Here is a 13075-nt window from a genome sequence, read left to right on the forward strand (position 1 = left end):
CGCCTATAGAATACTAAATGTTGTCCTCACTGCTATTTGGTGGACATTCGTGACTTCCCTTACTATTTTTAAGAAGCAATTCAAGGCTATGATAATCAATTTTATAGAAATACTTCCTTAACATATTTTCAATTTCATCCAATCTTTTATTCATGGCTACTACTGTAGATATCATAATCGTATATGCAACTGTAGTAGCCAAAACTAAAATATTACCACTCATATTTTGTTTCCCCCTTTTTTCTAACTTTTTAAAATTTATTTAGCTCATCACCTACACGTTTAGTGTTTGTCATAGTTAAAAAAAATTCTATCAACGTCGACCATAGGAAATGCTTTTTTAAATGCTGTAATAAAGTTAAAACTTGGATTTCTATCTCCATATTCTATTTTTTCATAGAATGATGTAGATACTCCGACTCTCTTAGCCATTTCTTCTGAAGTTAAATCTAATGATTTTCTAAACTTTATCAACAAAGTATTCATAATTCACATCCTTTCTTTACACATTTCGTGTGTTCAATTAATATATTACTACACTTACAGTGTAATGTCAATAGTTTTTCACACTTTTCGTGTAAAAGGATTTCAATACACATATTGTGTGGTATAATTTAAACAAATACACGAAGGGAGATATATAATATGTTTGGTGACAGGATTAAAGAAGAAAGAACTCTGAAACAGATGACGCAAAAAGAATTAAGCAAATTCTTAGGGGTGTCTCCTAGTACCGTTGGAATGTATGAACAAAATAGAAGACAACCAGATAGCGAAACAATAATAAAACTTTCTGAGATATTCAATGTTTCAACAGATTACCTTCTAGGCAGAACAGATATAAAGAATCCCGAAAATGAAGATAAAGAAATGAAAAGACTAGCTAACAAAGAAATTAAATCTGTAGAAGATGCTTTGGAAATAATAAAATTTCAAGATGGTCTTATGCTTAACGGTAAAATACTTAATGACGAGGATAAAATGCTATTAGCTAACGCTCTACAATTAGGTATGAAATATGTATTAGAACAGGAAGAAAAAAAGAAAGAAAAAGGGGAAAAGAAAAATAAATAGGAGGGGGACCTATGTATCAAACAATTAGGGAAATATGTGGGGGATTAGTAGAATTATATGAGACTAAAGATCCCTTTGAATTATGTGATTGCTTAGATGTAAAAATAATAGAGACAAATCTAAGCAATAATATTTTTGGTTTTTTCCAGAGAATTAAGGAAGATTATGAAATTATTTATTTAAATAACAATATATCTAATGAAAAAACTAAGGAATACGTATGCCTTCATGAACTTGGACATGTTATAGTGCATCCTGAATTATCTCTATGTTTTTTAGAGGATACTTTTTATATAAAAAATAGATTTGAAAAAGAAGCTGATATATTTGCTGCTGAATTTATGATTCCAGAGCATCTAGAATATTGGGAAATTGAAGGAAAAACATTTGAACAAATAGGAGCTTATCTAGAAGTGCCTGAAAAATTAGTAAGATTGAGATTTGAAAAAAAGTTATTGCACATGCAATGTGTGGATTTGGAGGGGTAACCTTCATTTAAAAAGTTTTATGTTATAATTATTAATTAGTAACTCATTTTTCTAAAATAACTATATATATAATTATTAAAAATGGAGGTATTATCATGACATTACATAGTATTAACTTTTCACCAAGAATATTATATGATGCTTTTGGATCTAAAAATATAGAAGTTGATAGCATTGCCTTTGCTGAACAAATAAAAAATTCTTTTGATGCTCATGCTAAAAATGTTACATTAGACTTTAGGGATTATAATGAAGATAGAATAAAGATTTTAGATGATGGAGTTGGTATGAATGAAAAAGAGCTTAAAGAAAATTGGCTTCTAGTCGGTACTGAAAGCAAAACTTCTGACGAAGATGCATTGGGCGGGAAAGGTGTTGGCAGATTTAGCCTTTTTAGAATAGCAAATACAATAACCATTATTACTAAAAAGGAAGGTCATCCAGAATATGAAATGTCTTTAGAAAAAGATACTTTAAAAAATTTAGAATTTACAAAGGATTCTAAGATAGATATTACTGAAAATAAAATTCCAAAACACTTTAATAAAAATTCAGATTCTGGAACTATTATTATTCTTACTAATATAAAGAGAATAGACTTTAACGAGATATTTTATGATTTACATAATTTAATACAACCTGATAAAAAATCATCTATTCCAACAAAAGTTCACTATCTCCCTAAAGAATTATTCAATGAACAGAATGTTATGTCTATAGATGAGGCTCTAATGTATGCACCATTTAAATGTAAAGCTTCATTTGTAAAAAATAATTTAATAAAATATCATTTTATATGTAAAATAAAAGACAGGATATTATATGAAAATAAAAACATAAAAAGATTATCATCTAATTTTTCAAAACTAGATCCTATAGACTTAGGAACTATAGATTTTACTTTATATAATTATTATTTCTACTCAAAGTATGTCAATCTATTATCTATTCCTCAGAAAGAAATACAAAAAAACTTTTTAAATATATATCAGGGAATATCAGTTTATAGAGAAGACTTTAAAATTTATGGACATGGAAAAACTGATTGGTTGAACTTAGCAGAAAAAAGAGTTGCGAGCCCTAGTAAATGTATCGATAATAAGCTTTCATTCGGTTATGTATCATTAAGAAGACCTCAATCAGATAGACTAGAAGAAAAAACTAATCGAGAAGGTTTCCTTAAAGGAGATATCTATGATTATTTCAAAAATGCAATAGAACTTCTCATAGACGAATTCAATAGAGATAGAGCTGAAAGTATAAGTATAATAACATATGGTAAAACTATAAATAAAAAAACTAAAAACAAAACTGAAAATAAATTCAAACTTATTGAAGAAATAGTTAAAGATAATCTAAAGAACAAAAAACAAGACAGACCTAACTTTGAAAACAATGATTTTAAGAATAAACCAATCGATATAGATAACACCAATATTAACAATCACAAACAGTCTAAGAAGAAAGCTTCTAATTCTAATAATCAAATAAAAGATATTGAAGAACCAAAAAACAATTCTAACAAAAATAAACAAGAAAAATCAGCTAAAAAACCAAGGCCTAAGTATTCTAATAAAGTTATTATAGATGTAAGTTTCGAATGCCCAGAAAGTGCTCCTGAAAAAATTAAAAGAATTATATATGAGCTACAAACAATTGAACATAGAGATTCTAAACCTGCCTTATATGCTCAAGCTTTATTACTTAGATGTTTAATTGATATATCAACGCAATATGCAAAAAAACAACTAAATTTGGAAAAAAATAAAGAAAACAAAGGAAAACCAAATTTACTTGGAAATATTAAGTCCGTTCTTAATAAAATTTATAGAGATAATTTATTACCTGACAAAAAAAAGCATATAAAAGAGCTTCAAAGTTTTCTTAAAGAAGATAGTACTATCGAATACTTCAACGGAATTGCTCATGATTATGATTACAGAACACATTTTAAAGATATCAAAGAAGTATGGGATAAATTCGAATTTTATATAAGTTTTTGTATAGAACAATAAAAAAATCAAGGAAACTTTCATTCAATGAAAGTTTCCTTGATTTTATACGCTATTTTTTCAGCCATCAAGGGAGGAACTGCATTCCCTATCTGTCTAAATGCATCAGTCCTGCAAGTTTCAAAATAATAATCATCAGGAAATGACTGGATTCTCGCCGCTTCTCTTACTGTTAATGATCGGTTTTGGTTAATATCTGGATGTATATAATGATGCCCATCCTTTGAAATATGGGCTACTAAAGTATGGGATACTCCCAAGCCATCTACTACCTTAAACCTATCCAAAAATGATTTTAAGTTATTATGAGTTATCCATTTTTCAGGTAATTCATCATACCCAACTCTTCTTCTCTCTTTGTTCCATATCTCTACACAATATCTATATATATTTAAATCTCTTTCATTATTTCTTCTTGCAGTATGTTGTGTTAAGATATCCCAATCTGCATCTCTGACTTTTATTTCACTTAACAGTTCATTGCCTTTATTAGAATATTCTCCAACCTCTATAGATTCGCCAGACTGTATTTTAGGCAAATCATAAAACAACTCATTAATAGTCCATCTTGTTTCTATTTTCTTAAAATTAGGATATGAAAAATCAATATCCTCTTTCCATCCTATCAATATTACCCGTTTTCTATTCTGCAATACTCCAAAATCTGATGCATTTAATATTTCATAATCTAAATTATATCCAACTTTCTTCATTTCATCTTTTATATTTTTAAATATCCTACCTTTTTGAGCCGATAGTATTCCTGTTACATTCTCAAAAATAAACAATTTCGGATTGTATCTTTCTATGAATTTGATATATTGTCTATATAAATAGTTTCGTGGATCATTTTTCATTCTATTTGGATCTCTAGATCTGCCAACTAAAGAATACGCTTGACATGGTGGCCCACCGATAATAATATCTATATCTTCATGACCTATTGATTTGAATATATCTTCAATAGTTTCATCAGATATGCTTTCATTTATTACTTTTTTTAGTATATCCTCAGGTATAAATCCATACAATTCTTCTCTCGTTATCTTCTTGGTGATATATTTTTTATAGATATCAAGCTTTCCTTGATCTTTTAAATAATGATATGATTCTCTTGTTTTTAACGTTAGACAAGCTGACTTGTCCATTTCCACATGGGAAACTATATTAAAACCTTGTCTTTTAAAACCTTCTGATAATCCTCCTGCACCTGCGAAGAGATCTATAACATTCATTTACATCCCCTCTTTCTTATACCAGGATAGCAGTTTTCTAAAAAAAAGTCAATCTTTTGTTTTATTCTTATTTAGAAATAATATCGTTAGAATTGTTTTTATTCATGAGTAGCTTTTCTTTATTATAGTTTTTCAATATAATAAACATATAAATACCAATGAGGTGATAAAATGAAAATAGCTATTTACTCAAGAAAATCAAAGTTTACCGAAAAAGGTGAATCTATAGATAATCAAATAGAAATGTGCAAAGAATATGCTTATAAGCATTTCAAAGATATTGAGGATTTTATTGTATATGAAGATGAAGGGTTTTCTGGTGGTGATACTAATAGACCAGAGTTCCAAATATTACTTAGAGATGCTAAAAAGAAAAAGTTTGATGCACTTATATGCTATAGACTAGACAGAATCTCCAGGAATGTTTCTGACTTCTCAGGAACAATAGAAGAACTAAACAATTATGATATATCATTTGTTTCTATTAAAGAACAATTTGATACATCAACACCAATGGGAAGGGCCATGATGTACATAGCTTCTGTTTTTGCACAATTAGAAAGAGAAACTATAGCTGAACGTATAAAAGATAATATGTATCAATTAGCACGTTCTGGTCGTTGGCTTGGAGGTAGGACTCCCTTAGGCTTTAAATCTGAACCAGTAGAATATTATGATAATGAAATGAATAAGAGAAAAATGTATATGCTAACACCTATTAAAAAAGAATTAAACATAGTTAAACAACTATATAAAAAATACATAGAATTGAACTCACTTACAAAATTAGAAGGATGGACATTTAAAAATAATATAAAGACTAAAACAGGAAAAAATTTTGATATAAGCACCTTGAGAGTCATATTAAAAAATCCTGTTTATTGTATAGCTGATCCTTTAATATATGAATACTTTGATAAACTAGATTCTGATATAGCAGGGAATGAAAAGGAATTTGATGATAAGCATGGATTAATGGTTTTCAATAAGCATGATATTAAAAAGAAAAAGGTAACTAGAAAAGATGAAAGTGAATGGATTGTAGCAGTAGGAAAACATAAAGGTATCATTCCATCATCTGAATGGATTCAAGTGCAAAAAATGCTTGAAACCAATAGCGTTAAAGCTCCTAGAAAAGGTACAGGAAAACACGGCCTCCTATCTGGAGTAATAAGATGTAAAAACTGCGGTAGTACAATGAGGGTAAAACAATATAAAAGGTCCTATGGTACATATCATTATTACAATTGTCTCTTAAAAGAACGTTCTAGAGGAATCCAGTGCAATATTAAAAATCTCAATGGTAAAGAAGCAGATGATCTAGTAGTTAAAAAACTAAAAAGTATGGCCATGGATGATAGCTTTCTAATGAGAAATATAGAAAGCAAAAAGAAAGCTATAGCTAATAACACTAATTTGAATAAAAATAAAAAGAAACAATTAGAAAGCAAAATAAAAGAATATGAAGAATCAATCAAAAATTTAACTCTACAACTTGCCAAAAATGAACAGTCTATTGCTGCAAAATATATAATTGAACAAATAGAAGAACTAGATAAAAAAGTAAAGGAGATTAGAAAAGAACTTTATAATGTTGAAGAAGAAACAGAAAACTCTCTATTAGAGCAGAACAACATTGAAATATTAAAAGATATGCTTAGCTATTTCAATAATAATATAGATAATTTAAAGTTTGATGAGAAGAAAAATTTAATAAAAAGAATTGTAAAAGAAGTTACATGGGATGGAGAAAATTTAGAAATAAAAATGTACGGCCAATAAAAAAACCTTCCATATTTTTTATACTTATCTGTCATATGTTGTATATAGCAGAAGCTATATCTGTGTCTGATAGAGTTGTAGTTCTATCTAAAAGGCCTGCTACTATTAAAGATATAATACCTATTAATTTAACATGTCCTGGAGGAGTTCGTACTCCTATGAAATGTAGAGAAGCTCCAGAATTTAGATATTATTTCAATCAAATATGGAAGGAGCTAGATATTCATGTATAATAAAAATTCTAAAGAACATGAAAAATATTTAAAAAAGATAAAAAAAAGAAAGAGAGATATTATTATCACTCAAATATTAATTTTAGTTATATGGTTATTGCAATGGGAAATAACTGCAAGACTTGGATGGATAGATACATTCCTTACTAGCTCACCATCTCAAATTTGGAAATTGTTTATTGACTATGCCAAAGGAGGACATTTATTTTATCATGTAGGCATATCAGTATTAGAAACCATAGTAGGCTTTTTAATTGGAACAATTTTAGGTGTTTTAATTGCTATATTACTTTGGTGGTCTGATTTTTTAGCAAAGGTATTAGACCCTTATCTTGTAGTTTTAAATAGTCTACCTAAAACTGCCCTTGCCCCTATAATAATTATATGGGTAGGTGCTGGATATTCAGGCATTATTGTTACTGCTATTACACTATCTATAGTGGTAACTATAATGAATGTATATAGTGGATTTAAAAATGTTGATAAAGACAAAATAAAACTTTTAGAAACTTTTGGTGCTACTAAATTTCAAGTTTTGAAAAAAGTAGTACTTCCATCTAGTATTCCTACAATAATTAGTACTATAAAAGTAAATATAGGATTATCTTGGGTTGGAGTTATTGTAGGAGAATTCTTAGTTTCCAAAGCTGGTATTGGTTATTTAATAGTATACGGTGGTCAAGTATTTAAGCTTGATTTAGTAATGATGAGCGTGTTTATATTAGCTATAATATCTGCTATAATGTATCAGCTTATAGCCTTTATTGAAAGAAAATTGACTAAATGGCAGCAATAAAAAATAAAGTGGGGAAATCAGATTTCCCCACTTTATTTTTATTGCTCTGTAATTATTATTGGACCATCTTTAGTTATTGCTAATGTATGCTCATATTGGGCTGACAATCCTCTATCCAATGTTCTAGCTGTCCATTCATTATCGTCTATTTTGCAACCATAAACTCCTGTATTTACCATAGGTTCTATGGTTAAAACCATTCCTTCCATGAGCCTTAGTCCTCTTCCTGAACGACCAAAATGAGGAACTTGTGGATCTTCATGCATATCTTTACCTATTCCATGACCAACAAAATCCCTTACAACAGAAAATCCTTCTCCTTCTACATAGGTTTGGATTGCATGAGATATATCTCCTATTCTATTTCCTACTCGAGCTTTTTCTATTCCTATATAAAGTGACTTTTTAGTTACTTCTAAAAGTTTCTTGGCTTCATTTGAAATATTTCCTACTGCATAAGACCAAGCTGAGTCTGCAAGCCAACCATCTAAATTCACTACCATATCTATTGTTACAATATCTCCATCTTTTAATAATTCTTTTCTTGGAAAACCATGACATATTTCATCATTTATAGATGCACAAATTGCATAAGGGTATCCTTGATATCCTTTTTGCTCTGGTGTAGCATTGTATTTCTTTAAATATCCTTCTACAAATTCATCTATATCCAAAGTTGAAATTCCTGGTCTAATAATCTTGGCAATTTCTTTATGACAATTTGCTAATATTTCACCTGCTTTTTGCATTTTTTCAATTTCTTCTCTAGTCTTAATTATTACCATATTATTCATGCTCCTTTTTCATATTTTACTATACAATAAAACTATTTTTTATCTAATATATCCTTTTTATCTTTATTTAAAATTTGAATAAATCTTTCATCATTCAATAAGTTCTTTAAATCTTCATCTGATTTAGCTATACTTACAAACCCTGGGTAAAGAACTATAGCTTTCCTTAAATCTTCGATAGCTTTATTGTTTTCACTAAGTTTTGCATAACAACACGCTCTATTATAATATAGATATTCTGCATAAGGATTATACTCTATCCCTTCTGTTAATACTGTTATAGCTTTTTCTATTTTCCCTTGTTCAATATATATGACAGATTTATTCAAAAAAGAGTAAGGATAATTCTTATTTATAGTTATTGATTTATTGTAATATTCTATAGCTTTTTTAAATTTATTTAACCTTTTATAAATAACTCCCATATTAAATAATGCCTTATAATAATTTGAATTTATTCCAATACTTTTTTTTACCATTTCATAAGCTTTATCATAATCCTTTAATTCTTCATATATAGAACCTAAATTATTGTAAGCAATATGATCATTTGGCTTTAATTTAATTACCTTTTCATAATATTTAATAGCTTCTTCTTTTTTCCCCATCTCATCATATATATTAGCTATGTAAAAATAAGCTCTGTCATATTCTGGATTTATTTCTGCAGCTTTAAAATAATATTCTAAAGCTTTTTCTTTATCCCCTAGCCTTTCATAAAGAGTTGCTGCTCCATAAAAAGCTCCACATTCTTCTGGACTTATTTTTATAATCTCTTTATAAGCTTTTAATGCTTCTTTAAGCTTATCCATTTCATCATATATGAAAGCTATATTATATAATATTTCCAAGTCTTCATCTTCTTCACCCGGAAAATCTAATGCTTTAAAATAAAATTTTACTGCCTTTTCTCTATAATCATCTAGATAGAAATTTTCTGCAAGTATTATATAATTATATCTTCTATCAAAGTTAGTTAAATGACTTTTCATTAATTTGCACCTCTTAGTATTTATTATATACTTATAGTTTATCATATTTCACTAATTAATTATTAATAATTATATTTTAAAAAAATTCTAATAAGTACTACTTTAGCCTTTTTAATATATCTAAATAAAATGAGAATGTCAATGCTGACATTCTCATTTTATTTAGATATTAAATCTTCTTCAAAAGATTAGCCATTTCTATAGCAGAAATTGCTGCTTCAAATCCTTTATTACCACCTTTCGTACCTGCTCTTTCTATAGCTTGTTCAATATTATCAGTTGTAAGTATACCAAAGATTACTGGTATTTCTGTATCTAATGAAACTTTAGCTATACCTTTAGAAACTTCATTTGACACACATTCAAAATGATAAGTATCACCTTTTATTACTGCCCCAAGACAAATAATAGCATCATATTTCCTTAGAGAAGCTAATTTTTTTGCCATTAATGGAATTTCAAAAGAGCCTGGAACCCAAAATATTGAAATATCCTCTTCATTTACTCCATGTCTTTTTAGCCCATCTATAGAACCATCTAATAATTTTGAACCTATAAATTCATTAAACCTTCCAACTACTATACATATTTTTAGTTCCTTTCCAATTAAATTTCCTTCATATACTTTCATAAAAATCCCCCTTATTTACATTAATAATATGTCCAAGTTTTTCTTTTTTTGTTTTCAGATATTTATAATCTTCTTTTGTTGGTTCAATTTCAATTGGTACTCTTTCAATAATTTCAAGACCATAACCTGATATACCAGATACTTTTCTTGGATTATTAGTCATAAGCCTTATTTTTTTTAGTCCTATATCAGATAATATCTGTGCTCCAATACCATAATCTCTCATATCATCTTCATAGCCTAGAGCCAGATTTGCCTCTACAGTATCCATTCCTTTATCTTGGAGAGAATAAGCCTTGATTTTATTTAAAAGACCTATTCCCCTACCTTCCTGTCTCATGTATAAAATTACACCTTTACCTTCCCTATTTACCTTATCCATTGCTGAATGGAGCTGATCTCCACAATCACATCTTAGAGAACAAAATACATCCCCAGTTAAACATTCAGAATGAACCCTTACTAGTGTAGGTTTTCCATCATCAACTTCTCCTTTAATTAGTACTACATGTTGACTGCCATTTAATAAGTCTTTATATCCTACTATCTTAAAATCTCCATACTTTGTTGGTAATTTAGCTGTCCCTACCTTTGATATTAGTTTTTCAGTTTTTCTTCTGTATGCTATAAGATCTGCAACAGTTATTATTTTAAATCCAAATTTATTAGCATATTTGATTAAATCATCTGTCCTAGCCATAGTTCCATTTTCATTCATAATTTCACATAAAACGCCAGCTGGAAAAAGTCCAGCAAGCTTTGCTAAATCTACAGCTGCTTCAGTGTGTCCTGCTCTCTTTAACACTCCTCCTTTTCTAGACTTCAATGGAAAAACATGTCCTGGCCTTCTAAAATCTTCTCCTTTAGCATTTTTATCTATTATTTTCTTTATAGTTAATGCTCTGTCACCTGCAGAAATACCTGTTGAAGTATCTTTATGGTCTACAGAAACGGTAAAAGCTGTTTCATGATTATCTGTATTTTTAGCAACCATTTGGTGAATATTAAGTTCTTCTAACCTTTTTCCTTCAACTGGCATACATACTAATCCTCTTCCATATTTAGTCATGAAATTAATCTTTTCTGTAGTAACTTTCTCTGCTGCAATAATTAAATCTCCTTCATTTTCTCTATTTTCATCATCTAAAACTACTACAAAACTTCCCTTTCTAACTTCTTCTATAGCTTCATTAATAGTATTGAATTCACCCATTTTGCACCCTCCCTATACATATCCATATTTTTTAAGCTTATCTAAATTCAAAGTTGATTTTTTCTTAGATTCATCATCCTTATTTAAAAATTTTTCAATATATTTTCCTATTTGGTCACATTCAATATTTACAATATCTCCTACTTTCTTTTCTAATAAAATAGTTTCTTTCTGGGTATGGGGAACTACAGAAACTTTAAAACTATCCATGCTAATATCTGCTACTGTCAAACTAATTCCATCTAATGCTATAGAACCTTTATAAACTATATAATTCATTATATCTTCAGTAGTTTTAATAGTTATCCATGTTGAATCTCCATCATCCTCTAATTTTCTAATAGTTCCTATTCCATCTATATGCCCACTAACTATATGACCTCCTATTCTATCACCTATCTTTAATGCCCTTTCTAGATTCACACTATTGCCAATTTTACAAATATTAAGATTCGTTTTAGATAGTGTTTCATTCATAATATCTGCTTCAAAATAATTTGAATCATATTTTTTCACTGTAAGACATATTCCATTTACTGCTATGCTATCTCCTAATGAAATACCTTCTAATATTTTATTGCATCCTATTTTTAAAGTACTTATTTTACTAGATTTAATGAAATTTGAAACTATGCCTATTTCTTCAATGATTCCCGTAAACAACAACTCACCCCCAATTATAGATATCCTTCTACTACTAGATCTTTCCCTAGTTTGAAAGTATCAATATTTTTTAACTGTGGTACATCTTTTAATAGTCCTATCCCCCTTCCTTCTACTGGAGTCTTAGCACTAGCTCCTCCAATTATTTTAGGTGCAATAAAAAATATTGCTTTATCTACTAAATCTTCTTTTAAAAAAGAAAAGTTTACTTCTCCTCCACCTTCTATTAAAATACTATCTATTTTTCTTTTCCCCAATTCATCCACTAAAAAATTCAAATCTACTTTTCCTTCCTTCAATGGAGAAACTATCACTTCTGCACCAGTATTTTCAATATTTTTTATTTTATCTTTTGCTGCCTTCTCTGTCACAACTACCATAGTATTTGCTATATCTAAAGTAGTTAGCAATTTTGATTTAAGAGGAATTTTCCCATGACTATCTAAAACAATTCTTGTAGGATTTTTATATACTCCATCTTCAATCCTTATATTTAATATTGGGTCATCCTTTAAGACTGTATTAATTCCTACTAATATTCCAGATACCTTATTCCTTAATTTATGAGAATATTTTCTTGATTCATCACTAGTTATCCATTTAGATTCTCCAGAATAGGTGGCTATTTTTCCATCTAAACTCATACCAGCCTTTAGAATACAAAATGGCTTTTTAGTTTTTATATATTTTATAAATATTTCATTATTCTTTTCTGCTTCTTCTTCGAGAACTCCAACCTTTACATCTATATTATTTTTCAAAAGCAGTTCTATCCCTTTCCCTGATACTAATGGATTAGGATCTTTCATAGCTATAACTACTCTTTTAATTTTTCTTCTAATGATTTCATTTACACAAGGAGCATTTTTTCCATAGTGAGAACAAGGCTCTAATGTAATATACATAGTAGCTCCTTCAACATTATCTTTTACGCTATTAAATGCATTTATTTCAGCATGTGCTTTTCCATATGCTTCATGGTATCCAGATCCTATTATATCTCCATCCTTTACAATCAATGCTCCTACAATAGGGTTAGGGTTTACAAATCCTATCCCTTTTTTTGAAAGTTCCAATGCTTTATCCATAAAATACTCATCAACACAAGTCATATAATCACCTCCAAAAAAATAAACTGCCCTGAAAAATTCAGGACAGTTTA

At 28.7% G+C, this 13075-nt stretch carries 15 protein-coding genes; 6 read left to right on the top strand and 9 right to left on the bottom strand.

Annotated elements, in window-relative coordinates:
• Positions 1-13 precede the first annotated feature (13 nt).
• Together NSA23_RS03750 and NSA23_RS03755 are read right to left on the bottom strand one after the other, a co-directional pair.
• Positions 14-223, bottom strand: coding sequence for a hypothetical protein (locus tag NSA23_RS03750; protein WP_257490199.1), 210 nt, complete (start codon positions 221-223; stop codon positions 14-16).
• A 59-nt stretch (positions 224-282) separates the two neighbouring features.
• Positions 283-486, bottom strand: a complete 204-nt coding sequence (locus tag NSA23_RS03755) for a helix-turn-helix transcriptional regulator (protein WP_257490200.1) — start codon at positions 484-486, stop codon at positions 283-285.
• A gap of 159 nt (positions 487-645) precedes the next feature.
• On the opposite strand from NSA23_RS03755, the gene NSA23_RS03760 reads away from it, so the two are divergent.
• The 3 genes from NSA23_RS03760 (at position 646) to NSA23_RS03770 (ending at position 3577) form a co-directional block, all read left to right on the top strand.
• Positions 646-1074: a helix-turn-helix domain-containing protein gene (locus NSA23_RS03760; protein WP_257490201.1), complete on the top strand. Its 429-nt coding sequence runs from the start codon at positions 646-648 to the stop codon at positions 1072-1074.
• A gap of 11 nt (positions 1075-1085) precedes the next feature.
• The gene (locus tag NSA23_RS03765; protein WP_257490202.1) at positions 1086-1562 is read left to right on the top strand and encodes an ImmA/IrrE family metallo-endopeptidase; all 477 of its coding nucleotides are present in this window, start codon (positions 1086-1088) and stop codon (positions 1560-1562) included.
• A gap of 95 nt (positions 1563-1657) precedes the next feature.
• Positions 1658-3577: an ATP-binding protein gene (locus tag NSA23_RS03770; RefSeq protein ID WP_257490203.1), complete on the top strand. Its 1920-nt coding sequence runs from the start codon at positions 1658-1660 to the stop codon at positions 3575-3577.
• Positions 3578-3594: 17 nt separating this feature from the next.
• On the opposite strand, the gene NSA23_RS03775 is transcribed toward NSA23_RS03770, so the two are convergent.
• Positions 3595-4809, bottom strand: coding sequence for a DNA cytosine methyltransferase (locus NSA23_RS03775; RefSeq protein WP_257490204.1), 1215 nt, complete (start codon positions 4807-4809; stop codon positions 3595-3597).
• A gap of 171 nt (positions 4810-4980) precedes the next feature.
• Between NSA23_RS03775 and NSA23_RS03780 the strand changes: the two genes are divergently transcribed.
• From NSA23_RS03780 to NSA23_RS03790, 3 genes are all read left to right on the top strand, one after another.
• Positions 4981-6591 carry a recombinase family protein gene (locus NSA23_RS03780; protein ID WP_257490205.1) on the top strand — a complete coding sequence of 537 codons (1611 nt, stop codon included), beginning with the start codon at positions 4981-4983 and terminating at the stop codon, positions 6589-6591.
• Positions 6592-6653: 62 nt separating this feature from the next.
• A complete protein-coding gene (locus NSA23_RS03785; protein WP_257490206.1) occupies positions 6654-6824 on the top strand; it encodes a sulfonate/nitrate/taurine transporter ATP-binding protein in 171 nt (56 codons plus the stop codon).
• Positions 6817-7620, top strand: coding sequence for an ABC transporter permease (locus NSA23_RS03790; RefSeq protein ID WP_042680060.1), 804 nt, complete (start codon positions 6817-6819; stop codon positions 7618-7620). Before NSA23_RS03785 ends, NSA23_RS03790 begins: the two co-directional genes overlap by 8 nt.
• Before the next feature lie 38 nt (positions 7621-7658).
• Here NSA23_RS03790 and map read toward each other — a convergent pair whose 3' ends face one another.
• The 6 genes from map to ribD all read right to left on the bottom strand — a co-directional run bounded on the left by map (position 7659) and on the right by ribD (position 13025).
• Positions 7659-8405, bottom strand: a complete 747-nt coding sequence (gene map / locus NSA23_RS03795; RefSeq protein WP_042680058.1) for a type I methionyl aminopeptidase — start codon at positions 8403-8405, stop codon at positions 7659-7661.
• A 41-nt stretch (positions 8406-8446) separates the two neighbouring features.
• Positions 8447-9406, bottom strand: coding sequence for a tetratricopeptide repeat protein (locus NSA23_RS03800; RefSeq protein ID WP_042680056.1), 960 nt, complete (start codon positions 9404-9406; stop codon positions 8447-8449).
• Between the two features lie 169 nt (positions 9407-9575).
• The gene (ribH, locus tag NSA23_RS03805; protein ID WP_042680054.1) at positions 9576-10037 is read right to left on the bottom strand and encodes a 6,7-dimethyl-8-ribityllumazine synthase; all 462 of its coding nucleotides are present in this window, start codon (positions 10035-10037) and stop codon (positions 9576-9578) included.
• Positions 10024-11250 (bottom strand): bifunctional 3,4-dihydroxy-2-butanone-4-phosphate synthase/GTP cyclohydrolase II, encoded by a 1227-nt coding sequence (locus NSA23_RS03810; protein ID WP_042680053.1) that lies wholly within the window; start codon positions 11248-11250, stop codon positions 10024-10026. Before NSA23_RS03810 ends, ribH begins: the two co-directional genes overlap by 14 nt.
• A 12-nt stretch (positions 11251-11262) precedes the next feature.
• Positions 11263-11913: a riboflavin synthase gene (locus NSA23_RS03815; protein WP_042680051.1), complete on the bottom strand. Its 651-nt coding sequence runs from the start codon at positions 11911-11913 to the stop codon at positions 11263-11265.
• Between the two features lie 14 nt (positions 11914-11927).
• On the bottom strand, positions 11928-13025 hold the full coding sequence (gene ribD / locus NSA23_RS03820) for a bifunctional diaminohydroxyphosphoribosylaminopyrimidine deaminase/5-amino-6-(5-phosphoribosylamino)uracil reductase RibD (protein WP_042680049.1): 1098 nt from the start codon (positions 13023-13025) through the stop codon (positions 11928-11930).
• Positions 13026-13075 lie beyond the last annotated feature (50 nt).

The organism is Anaerosalibacter massiliensis (assembly GCF_024623155.1).
GTDB classification, from domain to species: Bacteria; Bacillota; Clostridia; order Tissierellales; family Sporanaerobacteraceae; genus Anaerosalibacter; species Anaerosalibacter massiliensis.